9 protein-coding genes and 1 pseudogene are annotated in these 17,776 nt (G+C 35.8%); 4 read left to right on the forward strand and 6 right to left on the reverse strand.

Annotation, left to right across the window (positions count from 1 at the left end):
* Window positions 1–5: 5 nt before the first annotated feature.
* The 3 genes from QGN23_RS02675 (at window position 6) to QGN23_RS02685 (ending at window position 5,036) form a co-directional block, all read left to right on the forward strand.
* Window positions 6–2,411, forward strand: a complete 2,406-nt coding sequence (locus QGN23_RS02675) for an alpha/beta hydrolase family protein (protein WP_282905493.1) — start codon at window positions 6–8, stop codon at window positions 2,409–2,411.
* Window positions 2,412–3,152: 741 nt separating this feature from the next.
* Complete coding sequence (locus tag QGN23_RS02680) at window positions 3,153–3,665, forward strand: hypothetical protein (protein WP_282905494.1); 513 nt, start codon at window positions 3,153–3,155, stop codon at window positions 3,663–3,665.
* Between the two features lie 189 nt (window positions 3,666–3,854).
* Window positions 3,855–5,036 carry an acyl-CoA dehydrogenase family protein gene (locus tag QGN23_RS02685; RefSeq protein ID WP_282905495.1) on the forward strand — a complete coding sequence of 394 codons (1,182 nt, stop codon included), beginning with the start codon at window positions 3,855–3,857 and terminating at the stop codon, window positions 5,034–5,036.
* A gap of 53 nt (window positions 5,037–5,089) precedes the next feature.
* On the opposite strand, the gene QGN23_RS02690 is transcribed toward QGN23_RS02685, so the two are convergent.
* The 6 genes and pseudogenes from QGN23_RS02690 to QGN23_RS02715 form a co-directional block, all read right to left on the reverse strand.
* On the reverse strand, window positions 5,090–7,816 hold the full coding sequence (locus tag QGN23_RS02690) for a PD-(D/E)XK nuclease family protein (protein ID WP_282905496.1): 2,727 nt from the start codon (window positions 7,814–7,816) through the stop codon (window positions 5,090–5,092).
* A gap of 2,078 nt (window positions 7,817–9,894) precedes the next feature.
* Window positions 9,895–10,440, reverse strand: a pseudogene (locus QGN23_RS14885) (TonB-dependent receptor); the annotation flags it as partial.
* A gap of 61 nt (window positions 10,441–10,501) precedes the next feature.
* Window positions 10,502–11,311, reverse strand: a complete 810-nt coding sequence (gene kdsA, locus QGN23_RS02700) for a 3-deoxy-8-phosphooctulonate synthase (RefSeq protein WP_282905497.1) — start codon at window positions 11,309–11,311, stop codon at window positions 10,502–10,504.
* 138 nt (window positions 11,312–11,449) lie between these two features.
* Window positions 11,450–11,974 carry a DUF1697 domain-containing protein gene (locus tag QGN23_RS02705; RefSeq protein WP_282905498.1) on the reverse strand — a complete coding sequence of 175 codons (525 nt, stop codon included), beginning with the start codon at window positions 11,972–11,974 and terminating at the stop codon, window positions 11,450–11,452.
* A gap of 10 nt (window positions 11,975–11,984) precedes the next feature.
* Window positions 11,985–12,974 (reverse strand): adenosine deaminase, encoded by a 990-nt coding sequence (locus tag QGN23_RS02710; protein WP_282905499.1) that lies wholly within the window; start codon window positions 12,972–12,974, stop codon window positions 11,985–11,987.
* A gap of 31 nt (window positions 12,975–13,005) precedes the next feature.
* On the reverse strand, window positions 13,006–16,491 hold the full coding sequence (locus QGN23_RS02715) for a glycosyltransferase family 117 protein (protein WP_282905500.1): 3,486 nt from the start codon (window positions 16,489–16,491) through the stop codon (window positions 13,006–13,008).
* Window positions 16,492–16,717: 226 nt separating this feature from the next.
* Here QGN23_RS02715 and QGN23_RS02720 point away from each other — a divergent pair, with 226 nt between their 5' ends.
* Window positions 16,718–17,755, forward strand: coding sequence for a PLP-dependent cysteine synthase family protein (locus QGN23_RS02720; RefSeq protein ID WP_282905501.1), 1,038 nt, complete (start codon window positions 16,718–16,720; stop codon window positions 17,753–17,755).
* Window positions 17,756–17,776: the final 21 nt, after the last annotated feature.

Raw genomic sequence — 17,776 nt, forward strand, 5'->3', positions numbered from 1 at the left:
TATTTATGAAAAAACGACTTACGGCAATTGCTTTACTATTTGTAGTTTTTGCGAGTGCCCAGGAAAACATTACGTATCAAAAACCTTCTGCGGAAATTATGCAGTTAGCAGATTTCGAGCGTGCACCTTCTGTTTTTATGGACAGCAAAAGAGAACAGATGATTTTCTCTTATCGGGACACTTACAAATCCCTGGATGATTTGAGTCAGGATGAAATGAAACTGGCTGGATTGAGAGTGAATCCCATCACCAACATTTCGAGTACGATGACTTATGTGAATAATCTGAAAACACGTAAGTTAAAAGATAAAACGGAATCCCAAGTGAAAGGTTTACCCGCGAACGCAAGAATCGCATACCTTTCTTTTTCTCCAGATGAGAAAAAACTGGCTTTTACCAATACCACAAAAAATGCGGTTGAATTATGGATTTTAGATCTTGCTTCAAATACCGCAAAAAAGATTTCAAACCAACCCCTAAATGCAAACTTAGGAAATCCTTATGTTTGGATGTCGGATTCGCAAAACCTTTTGGTTAAACAAATTCCTACCAATAGAAATGCATTAATCGATGAGAAACAGAATCTGCCAACTGGGCCTACAGTTTCTAATTCAGACGGTAAAGTTTCGCAAAACAGAACTTATCAGGATTTATTAAAAAACCCACAAGATGAAGCCAACTTTGAAACACTGGCCAAATCTGATTTGGTAAAGATTTCTATTAATGGAGATCAGCAGAAATTTAAAGACGCAGATATTTATACTTCTGTTAATTTCTCACCAGATGGGAACTATTTAATGCTGACAACCATTCAGAAACCGTATTCTTACATTGTTCCTTTGAACCGATTTCCAATGACTTCTACCGTCTATGATAAAAACGGAAATTTAGTAAAAGTAGTTAATGAAACGCCACTGAATGAAATTATGCCCAAAGGTTTTTCTTCGGTAAGAGCTGGGAAAAGAAATATTAGCTGGAGAGATGACCAACCATCAACATTGGTTTTTGCAGAAGCTTTGGACGGCGGAGATCAGTCAAAAAAAGTGGATTACCGCGATGAGCTTTTTGTTTGGGAAGCGCCATTCAATACCACACCAAAATCGTTCTTCAAAACACAGCAGAGATTCAACGGTATCGATTGGACAAACAGTAATTTCGCAGTAGTTTCTGATAATTGGTATGATACCAGAAATTCTAAAACTTATCTGATCAATCTAAAAGATAATTCATCAAAAATAATTGATGACCGAAATTATCAGGATGTTTACAGCAATCCGGGAAGTTTCGCCGAAACGAAAAATCAATTCGGCAGAAATGTAATTGACGTTAAAAATAATAAGACCAATCTTATCGGCGCTGGTTTTACCAAAGATGGTCAGTTTCCTTTCATTGATGAACTGGATCTGGGAACGATGTCTAAAAAGAGAGTTTATACTTCAAAATTAACCAAGTCGAAAGAAAGTATCATTGATATTTTAGATGCCAAAACCGGACAGGTTTTAGTGGTAGAACAGTCGCCAAGCCAATATCCAAACTATTTTGTAAGAAACATTAAAAATGGTAAAGCGACCGCAGTAACTCATTTTGCTAATCCTTTTGAAAGCATTAAAAATGTATATAAAGAGGTAATTACCTACAAAAGGAATGATGGAGTAGAGTTGACCGGAACGCTTTATTTACCGGCAAACTATGACCGTAAAAATCGCACCGAAAAATTGCCACTTTTAATCTGGGCTTATCCCAGAGAATTTGTTAGTAAAGATACTGCAGGACAAAATACCCAAAATCCAAATGATTTTACGTTCCCTAGTTATGGTTCGTTTATCTATTGGGTGACCAAAGGTTATGCGGTTTTAGATGATGCGTCTTTCCCAATTATCGGCGAAGGAAAAGCGGAACCAAACGATACATTTATCACACAATTGGTTGCAGATGGTAGAGCAGCGATTGATGCCGTTGACAAATTAGGGTATATTGACAGAACGAAAGTTGCTGTCGGCGGACATTCTTACGGAGCGTTTATGACGGCCAATCTTTTGACTCATTCCAAAGATTATGCTTGTGGAATTGCGAGAAGTGGTGCATATAACAGAACTTTGACACCATTTGGTTTCCAAACCGAACAGAGAAATTACTGGGATGTACCGGAAATTTATAATACCATGTCTCCATTTATGCAGGCTGATAAAATGAAAACGCCGCTGCTGCTGATTCATGGTGAAGCCGATAATAATCCGGGAACTTTTACTTTGCAAACGGAAAGATATTTCCAGGCTTTGAAAAACTTAGGAGCGCCAGTCAGAATGGTTCTTTTACCGAAAGAATCTCATGGATATGCTGCCAAGGAAAATGTATTGCATACGTTATGGGAACAGGATCAGTTCTTAGAAAAATGTTTGAAAAACAAATAATATTGAAAAGAGTCTTCCAATTTGGGAGGCTCTTTTTTTTGTTTGAAGATTTACGGGAATGGTTTTGTCGGGATTACAAAGAATGTTTATGAGTGCGCCCATTTTTAAGTTTGCAATTAGAGATTCATCAATTCCTTAATTATTTAGCCCGGAAACAAATACAATTTAACATAATATAAATTATAGGACATTTTATAAATCGCCAGAATATCTTTTGTAGGGCTATTATGTATATTTTTAAAACTATTTTTAGAATTCAAATTTTTCATAAATCCGATCCCTTATCCAAAATAAAATTATACAGCCGATTCTAAGCGATTAGAAAATTTCGAATAATGCTCATTTTTAAAAACGAAAAAAAATTAAGAGAATGTTTAAATTTTACAATTTTTTATTTAACACTTAACTTGAATAAAATTTTAAAAAGAACAATTCATAAGAATTTCGAATTAAAGAAAACTTTACTTATTAAATTTTAACTCCTAAAATTAAAATTTTGAAAAATCATCTGAGATTCCAGTTATTATTTAAGTACAAACTGAAATTCCGCAATAATTTTGTCTTCACTAAATTTAAAATAGAAACCCAGTTTGATTAATAAATACTGGCCATTAATAATATTAAAAACTTCTTCTTGAGCATCTGTCATTATGTTCAGATCGATCTTCAATTTAACATAATATATCCACTTTAAATTAAAATCAGTAAATTTATACCTAAAATTAATTAGAAAAATATTCTATGAGAAATCTATTTCTTTCTGCACTTATGATGTGCATCGTACTAAGTTGCGAAAAAAAAACTGCTGAAGTCGTAACAACTCACGAAACTCCAGATTCTTTGACTGTTATTCCCGAAACCAATGAACCTATCGAGTCCTCTACCCTACAAACCTGCTATATGACAGCCACGGGCAAGGATTCGCTTTTTGTTTCTCTGGAAGATAATTTGGGTACTATTACGGGAAAAATGCACTATAAAAATTTCGAAAAGGACAGTTCCATCGGTGACATCGTTGGTAATCAAAATGGTGATACTTTAAAATTGGTTTATACCTTTAAAGCGGAAGGAAAAACTTCTGACCGCGAAATTTATTTTCTTAAAAAAGAAGGAAATATCATCGAAGGAATCGGTGAGCAAAAAACAGATGGAAATAAATCTAATTATGTAAGTCCTGCAAAACTTAAATATGAAGGATCTACTTTGAAGCCCGTAGCCTGCACTGATTTTGATAAGAAATTTAACGCGAAATAACGTTCGACGGTGTAATTTTTTTTTATGAAAAAACTTTTCAATGTTTCCTTCCAACAAAGCGCCCTACTTATACCGTTTAATGACTAAAGAATAAGAGAATTAATTTATAATTTGGTTAAAACGATAAATTTTCGATAAATATTTCCTTAAAATTTTAAAATATCCTAAATTAGGGCAAACTTAAATAATATGTCATACTATCCACTGAATTCCATTCCAGATTATTACGGAATTGACAGTTTACTTACTGAGGAACACTTACTTATCCGCCAATCTGTTCGGGATTGGGTGGAGAGTTTTGTTATGCCCAAAATTGATGAGGCGGCACAAAATCATACCGATATTCCTAACCTGATGAAAGAATTAGGGAAAGTCGGAGCACTCGGTCCTTATATTCCGGAAGAATATGGCGGTTCCGGTTTAGATCAAATTTCATACGGAATCATAATGCAGGAGCTTGAAAGAGGCGATTCTGCGGTTCGTTCAGCCGCTTCTGTTCAAAGTTCTTTGGTCATGTTTCCAATTAATGAATACGGTTCTGAGGAACAAAAAAAGAAATTTCTTCCGCAATTGGCAAGTGGTGATATGATCGGCGCTTTCGGATTAACCGAACCCAATCACGGTTCTGATCCCAGTTCGATGGAAACTTATTTCGTAGACAAAGGCGATCATTATTTATTAAACGGCGCAAAAATGTGGATTACCAACGCGCCACTTTGTGATATCGCTGTAGTCTGGGCAAAAAATGAAGAAGGAAAAGTTCAGGGTTTAATTGTACAAAGAGATTTTGAAGGATTTACCACTCCTGAAACCCATAATAAATGGTCACTTCGGGCTTCGAAAACCGGAGAGTTGGTTTTTGATAATGTGAAAGTTCCAAAAGAAAATGTATTACCGAAAGTTATAGGTTTGAAAGGACCTTTATCCTGTTTAAACTCTGCACGGTACGGTATTTCCTGGGGTGTAATCGGCTCAGCCATCGACTGTTACTGCACGGCAGTTCAATATTCAAAAGAGAGAACACAATTTGGAAAACCAATTGCAGGATTTCAATTGCAACAGAAAAAGTTAGCAGAATTCTTAACAGAAATCACCAAAGCACAATTGCTTTGTCTTCAGTTAGGAAATTTAAAAAATGCTCATAAAGCAACGCCTGCACAAATTTCAATGGCGAAAAGAAACAACGTGAAAATGGCCATCGACATTGCGAGAGAATCCCGACAAATTCTTGGCGGAATGGGAATTATGGGCGAATTCCCGATGATGCGTCATGCAGCGAATTTAGAATCCGTCATCACTTACGAAGGAACCCACGATATTCATTTGTTGATAACCGGCATGGATATTACCGGAATTAATGCGTTTGGATAAAAAAAAAAATAAAAAACCTTTAGGATCTTGAAACCTGAAGGTTTTTTTTTAATTTACCAACTGGTTTTCACTTCTTCTACAAAATCATTTTCCGGATTCAGAATTTCTACAATCACGTTTTTAATCCAATTCATAGGACTTACCAATGATTGATTCGAAATTTCTTCGTCACCATAAATCTGTAAATTCTGAACGCCTTTGTTGGCTTCAGCGAAACTCCAGATTCCGCATTCTACGAAATTATCGGGATATTTTTTCTCATTTAAAACCGCATAAGCATAAATACATAACTGCATTGCCTGTTTGAAATCATCTCTAAAAAACAACTGTTCGAGTTTTTCTGCTTCCTCTTCTTTTTTGGCTTCTTTAATGAGAAGATTTTTGGTTTTTGCCGTTTTGTAATCAATGATTCTTAACTTTCCGTTCAGTCGGTCAATCCGGTCGATAAATCCGTAAAAGGAAACTTTATCCGTTTTCTGTTTGTTTAAAAAATAATCGATATTTTCAAAATTTCCTTCGACACTTAAAATTTCTAACGTATTTCCGTCTGCAATTAATTTTTTATCGACCTCCAAAATAGTGCGCACTACCCTTTCTGCAATTGATTTATGAATGTAATTCATTCCCTTTTCATAAAAATCGGTCTGATGATTCAATTTAATAATCGCCTGATTCATTACTTCAAGCAATTGTTGATTTGAAAATTCTAAATCGTTAACAGTTAAAACTTTACCTAAATTTTTCTCATAAATAATTTGTAGTGCATAATGCACGAGATTACCATAACTTCTTTGGGAAAGTTCTTCTTCCATTTCGCTGGTTTCGCGGGTTCCCAAAATTTTGGTCAGATAAAAATCAACCGGATTATAAATAAATGATGTAAGATGTGATGGCGAAACTCTCTTTTTCCATTCCTCTAATTTTTGAAGAACCGAAGAAGATTTTTCAATCTGAATTAACTGTTTGTTAATCGGCTCAGACGAATTTTCAATGATGATATTTTCAATTTGATGGTGTTGATCTTCAATTTCTATCTGGGTAATAAAACGGCTTTTTTCACCCGTATTTACGCCGGAACTTAAAGCATTAAAAAGCAAATGAACATGCTGAGAATCCTGTAACAACCGGTAAAAGTGATACGCATAAATACTGTCATTTTCTAAAAAAGTATGCATATGAAAATGTTGGCGAACATCGAAAGGCAGATAGGTATTTTGAGAATTTCCAAGAGGGAGTTTTCCTTCGTTGGTAGAAAGCAGAATAATATTTTCAAAGTTCAATAAACGCGTTTCCAAAAGTCCCATCACTTGCAATCCCTGAAGTGGTTCTCCTTGAAAATCAATCGTTTCCGAATTTACCAACTGATTAATTAAAACCTCCAGCGTTTCCATTTTTATTTCAAATGAATAAGGCGAAAGTTGATTTTTAATAATTTTAAAACTTTTCTCAAAGTGAGAAATATTTTCATATAAAATGTCATCTAAATCTCTGTATTTCAATTGATAACAATAGGCAATAATCAAATCTATAAACTCTTTAACAGAATTGGGTTTTTCAAATAAATTAAAATAAGAAAGTTCTGATAAAAATTCCTTAAACTGCTTTTTGGAAATGTAAACGATATTTCTTTCTTCAATTTTTGATTTAAAATCCAAAATGATCTGCTGATCAATTTCTTCATTCGGAAGTTCCTCTAAAACCGATAAAACATCATTGTAATAATAAGAAGAATCTTTTTTCTCCAGCTGTTTTTGCAGGTAAAAAAGTTGTTTCATGGCATTGCTGAAACCAAGATTTTTCAACGGGAATCCCATCGTGATATTCAGATGTTCTACACTGCTCATCGCATCTAAACACGTTGGAAGCAGATTTTCATCTAATAAAACAACGGCGGTTTTTGATAGATTTTCATCGTTGATTTCCGCGAAAATTTCGGGCAAAACTTTCGCCTGCGTTATATTTCCCGAAACTTCATACACTTTGATATTTTTCGGTTGTGCAAAATCATTTTCAATCCAGTTGAAATTTCTGCTTTCATTAAATTCTTTCCATGTTTTGATGATGCGTAAAAACTTTCCGGCTTCCTGCCTTTCATCATTAATATAATATTCATCAGCCTGAAAGAAACATTGCGCTTTATCCCACTGCATCAGGTTTCTAACGAGTTTTTCTTCTACCGGCGTAAATGCATTAAAGCCACAAAAGACAAATTTACCTTCTGTTTTTTGCGCATATTCTTTAATTTTATTTTTGGCCGTTTCGTGAATCATTCCTGAAGTTGCCCAATTTTTTTCGTTAAGTTTTTGCTTTAATAAAGGTAAAAACAAATTCATTTTTTGCCAGAAATTGAGGAACTTCCGCAAAGATCCGTCTTCGCGGACTTCTAAGTTTTCGGACCAGTTTTTTATTTGTTCGTCATCAAACATATATTCTAAAACTGCTTTGTCAGAATCCGAAAATTTCAAAATATCATCCCAATCTTTTACGATGGTCGGAAACCATTTCAAGAAATTCGCAAAATCTTCTGACGGTTGAATTTGCCGATAGACATCAAAAGAAAATAGCCATAAAGCGATTCCCTGAACCGGTTGTCGGTCTGCAATTTCTTTAATTAAATCTTCAATCGTAAAAAAGTTCGGCAACATTCCCGAATAGTGTTTTTCTTTCAATATTTTATTGATAAAAACCACAGGTCTTTTACCGGGAAGAACAATATTAAATGCCGACAAATCAACATCTTGTGCTAAAAGTTCAGTAATAATTTTATTTAAAAATTTCATGAATGGTGTTCTTATGGGTAATTTTAATCTAAAGGGCGTTTAGAAAATGAAAAATAAGGAAAATTCAACAAAAAAGCATCAAGAAATTTTAATTCTTGATGCTTTTAATTAAATCGGTCAAAAACAGATGAACCGAATTTATTTAACTTTAATTGTGGTTGCAAATTAATTTGTGAAGTACAGACAACTTCTTCACCACAAGCGGCTTGAGTTTTATAACTTTAAAGTTTAAACTCTAGTTTTACATTAAAAAATCTCCCTGTCAAACGTACAGGAACCGGATAATTGTAACCGGAGTTCACATCATTTACCCATTGGTTGGCAACGGTATTGCTGATATTGAAAGCATTGAAAATCTGAACACCCAAAGTCAATTCTTTGAAATTACCCCAGAAACCGCCATTTACTTTATTGTCTTTTTGGTCGATGAAAACTTTAGATAAACCAATATCCACTCTTTTGTAAGAAGGCAAAGTTCTTTGGTATCTGTAAGGAGCTTCGAAATCAGGTTTTCCGTTTTCATCCAGAGAAATCGGTGTTCCAGATGGAAGTCCGTTAGCGTAGACCAAAGTTAAGTTGACTCTCATTGACGGGAACTTCGGCATATAATCCTGGTAAAACATGGAGAATCTGAAACGGGGATCGGTAGGTCTCGGGATATAACCTCTGCCATCAATATTTTCGTAAACTCTGGCATAACTCGCAGAAACCCAGGAATCAATACCCGGCACAAATTCGCCGAATAATCTAGTGTCAATTCCGTAAGCATAACCTTCAGAATTATTTAACCCGGAATATCGGATTCTCACATTGTCAAGATAATAAGGAATCAGATGATCCATTTTCTTATAATACAATTCTGTGGTTAACTTAAATGGACGTTCGGTCATTTTGAATTCATAATCATTTTTCAAAATAATCTGCATTGAACGTTGTGACTTTATATTTGGATTAAAGTTGCCATCAACATCTTTAATCTCTTTATAGAAAGGCGACTGATAATAAACTCCTCCGGAAACGGTGAACAACATATCCATATCCCAGTTTGGTTTAATGGCAATTTGTCCACGTGGCGAAATAATCGTTTCATCATTAAAATCCCAATGAGAAGCTCGAACTCCGGCGTTCACGAAAATGCGGTTTTCTCCCCAGTAGAATTTTCTGGAATATTGTGCATAACCGGAAAGTCGCGTTGGTTCAATATGATTCGCACCGGAAATGCTGTAACGCAAACGAAGATTTGATGGATCCAATGTTCCAGGTTCTGCATAATTTCTTGGCGTGCTGTAACCCAAGGAATCAACCAATTGCCATTCATTGGTAAAGTCTCTTAAATTTTCTTTTTCGAATTTCAAACCGACTTCAAAATTAGTATTGACATCCGGTGAAAATTTCGCTTTCAATTGTGTGCCGTATGTTTTCACCAACAAATCATTTCGGGCATGATCGATTTGACCACCGACATCGTAAGAGACAACTGGCGACCCAGAAACAGGATCAAAAGTCTGCAACATATAAGCAGAAGCAATCGAATAATATTCTCTCTCCCGGTTTTGGTAGGCGAAATTATCTAAAGTAAAAGCCCATTTTTTATTGGGTTTAAAATTAATGGAAGCTGTTCCCATCATATTTTTATACTTATCGTCTTCTTTACCATTATAAAAAACGCTTAGTCTCAAAGGTGCTTGCAAAGTTCCGAAATCAACTTCTTTCATTTTGGGAATCATTTCGTAATCATTTTTGCTCCAGTAACCGATGAAGGAAAATCCCCATTTATCATTTAATTTATAATTGATATACGTCTGCAAATCCATGTACTGCGGATTGAAATCGGTGTCTTCATTTAAAGTATTTAGAACCAAATTGGTATTTCGGTAACGGCCGGAAATCATGGCAGACAATTTTTTGTCCTTTGACGCAAAACCGGTTGTAAGCCTTCCTCCAATTAAACTCGCTTCACCGGAAAGTTCAAATTTCGTGGGTTGACGGTAATAAATATTTAAAGCCGAAGACATTTTATCGCCATATTTTGCTTCGAATCCACCGGCAGAAAAGTTAATGGCCTGAACCATATCCGGATTAATAATACTCAGTCCTTCCTGCAAAGAATTTCGGATTAAAAAGGGACGGTAAATTTCAATATCATTAATGTAAATCAGGTTTTCATCGTAATTCCCACCTCTTACCATATATTGTGACGAAAGTTCTGTATTTGAATTTACGGAAGGTAATGTTTTCAAAAGTCCCTCAACACCGCCGGAAAGGGAGGCGACCTGTTGTGCTTCTTTTGCGGAAATCTCTATTGAAGTAAGATCGGTTACTTTTGGTTTTCCTTTTTTCTGAAATACTACTTCCTGAATTTCGGTTTCCCGCTCGGCTTTTACAAACAAAATATTTACGTTTTGAACTTTCGGTAGGATTTTAATATTTTTATTAAAATCTCTAAAACTCGTTTTTTGAACGGATAAAGACTGGTCAGAATCTGCAATTGGAATCTTTACAAAACCATTATTATCAGTCGTAAAATTTTGATTGTTATAAGAAATATAGGCTTCAGAAACTGGTTTGCCATTTTCGTCCAGAACTTTAATGATTATTTGCGAATAAGCGCAAACCGGCACCACCAATAAGAGGAATAGAATTTTTTTCAAGGTAAAACATTTAGATTTTAAAGATAACAAAAAATTACAGTATGGCTTCCCGGACGCGGGTTAATTTCTGCAGTAATTCCTCGAGTTTATCAAGACGGAGCATATTGGCTCCATCGGAAAGTGCGACACTTGGATCTGGATGCGTTTCGATAAACAGACCATCTGCACCAACTGCGATTCCTGCTTTTGCAATGGTTTCAATTAACTCGGGTCTTCCGCCGGTGACGCCGGAACTTTGATTGGGTTGCTGTAATGAATGGGTGACATCTAAAATCACAGGAGCAAATTTTCTCATCGTCGGAATTCCCCTGAAATCAACGACTAAATCAGTGTAGCCAAAAGAATTTCCTCTTTCAATAATTGCTGTTTTTGGATTCCCTGAATCGTTTACTTTCTGTACCGCAAACTGCATGGATTCTGGAGAAAGGAACTGACCTTTTTTCAAACTTACACATTTTCCTGTTTTTGCAGCGGCGATTAATAAGTCGGTTTGACGAACTAAAAAGGCTGGAATTTGCAAAACATCAACATATTGTGCCGCCAAAGCTGCGTGTTCATTTTCATGAATATCGGTCGTGGTTGGAATATTGAAAGTCTCTCCTACTTTTCTAAGAATTTCCAAAGATTTTTCTTCACCGATTGTGGTGAAAGAATCTACTCTGCTTCGGTTTGCTTTTTTGAAACTTCCTTTGAAAATGTAGGGAATCTCATATTTATTGGTCATTTCCACAATTTTCTCAGCGATATTCAAAGCCATTTCTTCGCCTTCAATAATGCAGGGACCTGCGATCAGGAAAAAGTTTTTAGAATTTTTGTGATGGATGTTATCTAAGTATTGAATCATTGATTTTTGGTTAAAATTAAAGTTGAATTAAAGATAACAAAAATACGGATTTTTTTATGCAAATGCTTTTTATGTTCGGAAAGTTAAAAAACATTAAACCAAATGAAACTGATGAAAAAAAATAAATTTTTAATTATATCAAAACTTTTTTACAATTTTTTCAATCGTATTCAAATTCCTGGAAGTCATTTTTTCTTTCATGGATTTTTTGCCTAAAATTTTCCCGAAGTTGGAATCTAAAGTATTTCCTTTCGAAATTTGCCAGTAAAAAGTTTGATTGACAATTGCTCCTTTTTCGTTTTCGGATTTTATGGAATCATTGAACTCTTGTAAAAGCAAATCTTCAACACCTTCTATTCCGACAAAAATATAAATGTGAGAATCGTCGGATTTTGCAAATGGATTTTGAGCAAAAATTTCAGCGACTTCTTTTTCGGTTTTAAGGAAAAGAAAAGCTTCGTAATGGAAATAGTCTGACAGCGCTTTTTCTAAAATCAATTTCAGTTCAGATCGGTTGATAGCGGATGAAAACAAAATATTTCCCGTGGCTAAAACGGAAGATACTTCTTTCATTCCGACCTCAGAAAAGACTTTGCAAACTTCTGCCATTTTCATGGAAGTTCCATTAACATTCACTCCACGGAGAAAAGCGCAATATCTCAATTGATTAATTTTAAAGTTGAGCGATGAATTTTTCTTTCATTTCCTCCGGTAAAAAGGAATATTGAAAGGAATTGAGAACCAATTGTTTTACCTGTTCCAGCGATAAATTGAGCGCTTCAATACAGCTGATGTAATTTTGCGTAAGATAACCGCCGAAATAAGCGGGATCGTCAGAATTCACGGTTACCTGTAAACCTAAATCCAACATCTTTTTTAACGGATGATTTTTGATGTCATCTACATTTCTAAGAGCGGTATTCGAAAGCGGACAAACCGTTAAAGCCATTTTCTCTTCAACAAGTCTTTCAACCAATTTTGGGTCTGTCAGACAATTGTTTCCGTGATCGATTCTGGCGACTTTTAACAAATCTAAAGCTTCGTAAATGTATTCTGCCGGACCTTCTTCACCCGCATGGGCAACAGGAATATAACCTTCTTTCACTGAAGCTTCAAAAACTTTCTGGAATTTGGAAGGTGGATTTCCTTTTTCTGAAGAATCCAGACCGACGGATTTTATGAGGTGTCTGAACGGAAGCGATTGCTGCAATGTTTCGAAAGCATCTTCTTCGGATAAATGGCGCAGATAACTCATTATTAATAAAGAAGAAATCCCGGATTGTCTTTCTGCATCTTCTCTGGCGCGCTGCATTCCATTGATAACGGTGGAAAATGCTACGCCTCTTTTCGTATGGGTTTGCGGATCGAACATGATTTCGGTATGCACGATATTTTCTTCGGCGCAATGTTTAAAATAAGCCATCGTCAAATCATAAAAATCCTGCTCGTGGATGAGAACGTTTGCTCCGGCATAATAAATATCCAGAAAATCCTGTAAGTTCCCAAATTGGTAAGCTTTCTTTAATTCTCCGATACTCGAATACGGAATTTCTATCTTATTTCTCTGCGCGATTTCAAACATTAATTCCGGTTCGAAACTGCCTTCAATGTGAAGATGTAATTCTGCTTTCGGAACTTTTTTGATATATTCTAATGCGTTCATTTTGAAAATAATTTTAGGGTTGAGATTCCGTTTATTGGGTGGCTTTCATAACAGCAGCGGTAATTTGCGCTTCTTTTTCTTTGGCATAAGTGGAATCATACGGTTTCATCAGATCAAATAAATACGTATAAAACGGAGTGATTTTCTGTACTTTTTCCGATTCATTATAGGCTTTTTCTTTACCCATAATCTGCAAATCTTTAACAAAATTATTGAATTTTTTATCAATAGGTTCAATTGATTTTACCAAATAATCATACCCTTTTTCTTTCTTGCCGATTTTAGTATAAGCGTCTGAAACAGCCCCTACCACCAGGGAATACTCCATCGGCTTGGTTCTCATCTGCCGGCTGACAAAACGTTGCTCTTTATCTGACAAATTGGTATAATAATCATATTCTGTAAAGATTCCTTTTTTCAGTTCTTCAGCTAAGGCTAATCCTTTTTGTTCCTGTCCGGCAACGATATATCCGTAAACCATCGAGCTTAATGAACGCGGATCATTGTATTTCGCCACCGGAATTTCTCTGGAAGCCAAATCCAATATTTCTACTGCTTTTGCTTTTTGTCCGGAAAGTGCCAATGCTTCTGCTGCACGGCTGGCCGAACTTCTATAACTCACAATATTCTGGGTGCAGGTTTCGTCAAAATGAACCTTCAAATTCTTGAAATTGCCCCACTTGTAATTTTTAACAATGTTGTAAAGCGAGTTGGCATCTACTCTGCCCATTTCGCCGTCTTCACGCTCTTTGGTTTCAATAGGTACCAACCGGTAACTGAATCCGTCGTACTGTAAGTAATCTCCTAAAAAGAAAAGATTTTCCGGATCGTAAATTCCACCTGAAGAGAAATTAATCGGTCTTTTCCAATCGAAGTTTGCTAAGATATCCATCAACAGCAAATTGTTTTTGAACATGCTGGATTTCTTGTAGTCAATAGTTATTTGATCCACAGTACTGGCAAGATCTTTCTGCTCAATGGTACCTGCTTTTAAAGCATTTTGTTTATTGACGGGTAAAATGAATTTTGAAACCGGCAGGAAATTAAATTTCTCAAATTTAGCTTCTCCGAAAATCATTTTTAAAATTTGATCTTTATCGTCAGATTTCATTTTAATAAAGTTGACGGCTTCTTTTAAAGACATCGAATCTTGGGTCAGATATTTTCTGAACTCAGGGAAAACGTCATCCGGCGCACCTTGCTCTTTCATATTGGCAAAGATATTTTCCCAGTCTTTTTTGTTCATCAAAAAGATCTGATCATTCGTGCCGTCCCGATAATCTTCGTGCGTAAATACAGAAGGGACCGGCATTGAATTATAGGTTCTTCTCTTCACCTGATCGATATTCCAGGGCGTTGAAAGCAAAGTGAAATTCACTACTTTGACATCATCCCGAAGACCGGAAGTTTCCTGCATTCCCCAAATCGGATAAGTGTCATTGTCTCCATACACAAAGAGAATATCATTTTTCGGTAACGATTTTAAAGTGGAATAGGCATAATCATAAGCGGAATACCGCTGACTTCTGTCATGGACATTATAATTCTGGAAGCCCATCATCAGAGGAATTCCCATTAAAATAACACCGGCACCGATATTTAAAGCATTAGATTTTACTTTTTCCTGCAAATACCAAAGTAGGGCTCCAGCTCCCAATCCTATCCAAATTGCGAAAGCATAGAAAGAACCCACCATCGCATAATCTCTTTCGCGAACTTCAAAAGGTTTCACGCCGGTATAGAAAATAATTCCGACGCTGGTAATAATAAATAAGGACAATATCGCATAGAATCGGCCGAAATCACGGTTCAGTTGGAAAAAGAAACCAATCAAACCTAAAAGTAAGGGCAAGAAGAAAAAGGCAACCGTACTTTCATTTTTGAATTTTGCAGGCATTTGGCTTTGGTCACCATACATTGCATTATCAATAAATGGAATTCCGGAAATCCAGTTTCCACGGTTGTTTTCCATGTTTCCTTCAAGGTCGTTTTGTCTTCCAACGAAGTTCCACATGAGATATCTTACGAAATAATATCCATTTTGAAAGGTGAAGAAATAATTTAAATTCTGCACTAAAGAAGGTCGCTGAACATTGATTAAATTATAAGGTTTTACCTGTAAATAATCTGCCGCTTTTATACTTCCTTCTTCATATTTTTTTCTTAAATCATCAAAAATTTTGTGGGCTTCCGGATTATCTGCCACATCTTCATTGGCATAATTAAAAGTGAAATCGGGCGCGCCATACATGGAAATATAATTTTCCATTACCGCTTTATCTTCATTGAACATCCGTGGTAAAAAACTCACCTGATCCGTATTATATACATAATTAAAACGCTCTCCTACTTTTCTATACGTTCCGGTTTTTTCATCCTTTTCGTAAGCATCTCCCGTTTTTTTTGTTTTAAAGCTTCCGTCTTCATTTTTCTGAATTCCGTTTGCATCTAAATAAGCAGTATAATTCTGACCGTAAGAAGTTGGCCAATCGCCATATTGCTCCCGATTATAATAATCAAGCATGCCGATTGCGGTATCCGGATCATTCAGATTCATTGGTGGATTTGCGTTGGCTCTGATCGGAATAACCATCCAACATGAAAAACCGATCATCATATAAATGACAGAAAGAACGATGGTCTGATAAAGGCTTTTCTTTGCATTTCGAGCGTATTTAAGAGCGAAAACGAAAACTGCTATTAAAATAATAAAGGCAACAATGGTTCCTGAGTGGAATGGGAGACCGATTCCGTTCACTGCGAAAATCTCTAATTTACCGAACAAAGTCATGATCAAAGGGAAGATTCCTTTAAAAACCGTTGCCAGAATAAACAGCGTTATTACATTAGCCCAAAGGAAACTTTTCCAGCTAAATTCATAATTACGGGCATAGTAAATAAAGCAAACCGCTGGGATAACAAGCATACACATCATGTGAACTCCTACTGATAAACCGGTTACAAAGAATATTAAAATAATCCAACGTTCATTATCAGTTTCTGAATACTCATTTTCCCATTTTGTTATTAACCATAACAAAAGTGCGATAAACATGGATGCCATCGAATAAACTTCTCCTTCTACAGCAGAAAACCAAAAAGTATCTGAAAAGGTGAAACACAAAGCACCGATCACGCCGGCAAACAGAATGGAAATTTCCTGATGTTTTGTAATATCATGAAAATCTTTGTGAAGCAATCTCCGAACAAGATGCGTAATGGTCCAAAAGAGGAATAGTATCGTAAATGCGCTGAATAAAGCAGACATTGCATTGATAACAACCGAGTAATGTTCACTATTGCCAAAAGCAAATACGGCAAAAACGGCACCTACCAGTTGGAAGAGTGCTGCTCCAGGAGCGTGGGTCACTTCCAGTTTTACCGCTGACGAGATATACTCACCACAATCCCAAAAACTGAAATTCGGTTCGATGGTTGATAAATAAGTAAAAAATGCAATTCCGAATACTACCCATCCTAAAAGCGTATTCCATTGTTTAAAAGACCAATTTTTCATATTAAATTTTCAATATTGCGAAAATAAGGTTTTTAACTTATTATCCATTGATTTTAACAAAATTTAAGCAATTGGCTTGATTCTTGACAAATTGCAGATCGCAGAATTATAGATTACTTAAGTGACATTTCTCATACATTCAAATACAAACATGGGTATTAATTGTTGACTTATTAATTTTTTAGTATTTTTGCACACGGTTTTAATAGACTAAAATGACTAAATAATGACTAATGTTCACGATAACATTCTGGGCTTAATTGGGAATACTCCTTTGGTGAAACTAAATGAAGTTACGAAAGAGATTCCAGCCACAGTATATGCTAAATTAGAATCTTTTAATCCCGGCCATTCTACAAAGGACAGAATTGCAATTCATATCATAGAAGCAGCTGAAAGAAAAGGCTTGTTAAAACCCGGTTCAACCGTGGTAGAAACGACTTCCGGAAATACCGGTTTTTCAATTGCGATGGTTTGTATTATCAAAGGCTATCATTGTATTCTTGCCGTAAGTGATAAAACAAAGAAAGAAAAAATCGCCTATCTGAAAGCTTTGGGTGCGACGGTTTATATTTGTCCCGCAAATGTGGCGGCAGATGATCCGAGATCTTATTACGAAGTTGCGAAAAGAGTGGCTTCTGAAACCCCTGATTCAATATATATCAATCAGTATTTCAACGAGTTAAATATTGATGCGCATTACCGGACAACTGGTCCCGAAATTTGGGAACAGACAGAAGGTAAAATTACGCACCTGATTGCCTGTACAGGAACAGGAGGGACTTTATCAGGTTCCGCGAAATTTTTAAAGGAAAAGAACCCCGCTATTAAAGTAATTGGCGTTGACGCTTCAGGATCTATTCTGAAAAGCTATCATGAAACCGGCGAAATTCACAAGGAAGATATTCATCCTTACCAAATAGAGGGAATGGGAAAAAACCTAATTCCATCTGCTTTATTATTTGACAAGATCGATGAATTCGTTCGCGTCAATGATGAAATGGCGGCTTACAGAACCCGCGAAATTGCATTGAAAGAAGCGATTATGGGCGGTTATACCACAGGTGCAGTGACGCAGGGACTTTTGCAGTATGCAAATTCTCATGAATTCACAAAAGATGATTTGGTGGTTGTCTTATTCCCGGATCACGGTTCCAGATATATCACTAAAGTGTACAGCGACGAATGGATGGCAGAACAGAGATTCGTTAATAATGGAGTCCATAATTATGATGAAGTTTACAAAACAGAATTGATAAAATAATAAAAACCCAAAAATAGAGAA

Source organism: Chryseobacterium gotjawalense, assembly GCF_030012525.1.
Lineage (GTDB): Bacteria > Bacteroidota > Bacteroidia > Flavobacteriales > Weeksellaceae > Kaistella > Kaistella gotjawalense.

What these genes read in the sequence shown, in the direction of transcription:
- QGN23_RS02715 (WP_282905500.1), bottom strand. Translation starts at nt 16,491, where the DNA reads ATGAAAAATTGGTCTTTTAAACAATGGAATACGCTTTTAGGATGGGTA.
- QGN23_RS02690 (WP_282905496.1), bottom strand. Translation starts at nt 7,816, where the DNA reads ATGAAATTTTTAAATAAAATTATTACTGAACTTTTAGCACAAGATGTT.
- QGN23_RS02685 (WP_282905495.1), top strand. Translation starts at nt 3,855, where the DNA reads ATGTCATACTATCCACTGAATTCCATTCCAGATTATTACGGAATTGAC.
- kdsA (WP_282905497.1), bottom strand. Translation starts at nt 11,311, where the DNA reads ATGATTCAATACTTAGATAACATCCATCACAAAAATTCTAAAAACTTT.
- QGN23_RS02680 (WP_282905494.1), top strand. Translation starts at nt 3,153, where the DNA reads ATGAGAAATCTATTTCTTTCTGCACTTATGATGTGCATCGTACTAAGT.
- QGN23_RS02675 (WP_282905493.1), top strand. Translation starts at nt 6, where the DNA reads ATGAAAAAACGACTTACGGCAATTGCTTTACTATTTGTAGTTTTTGCG.
- QGN23_RS02710 (WP_282905499.1), bottom strand. Translation starts at nt 12,974, where the DNA reads ATGAACGCATTAGAATATATCAAAAAAGTTCCGAAAGCAGAATTACAT.
- QGN23_RS02720 (WP_282905501.1), top strand. Translation starts at nt 16,718, where the DNA reads ATGACTAATGTTCACGATAACATTCTGGGCTTAATTGGGAATACTCCT.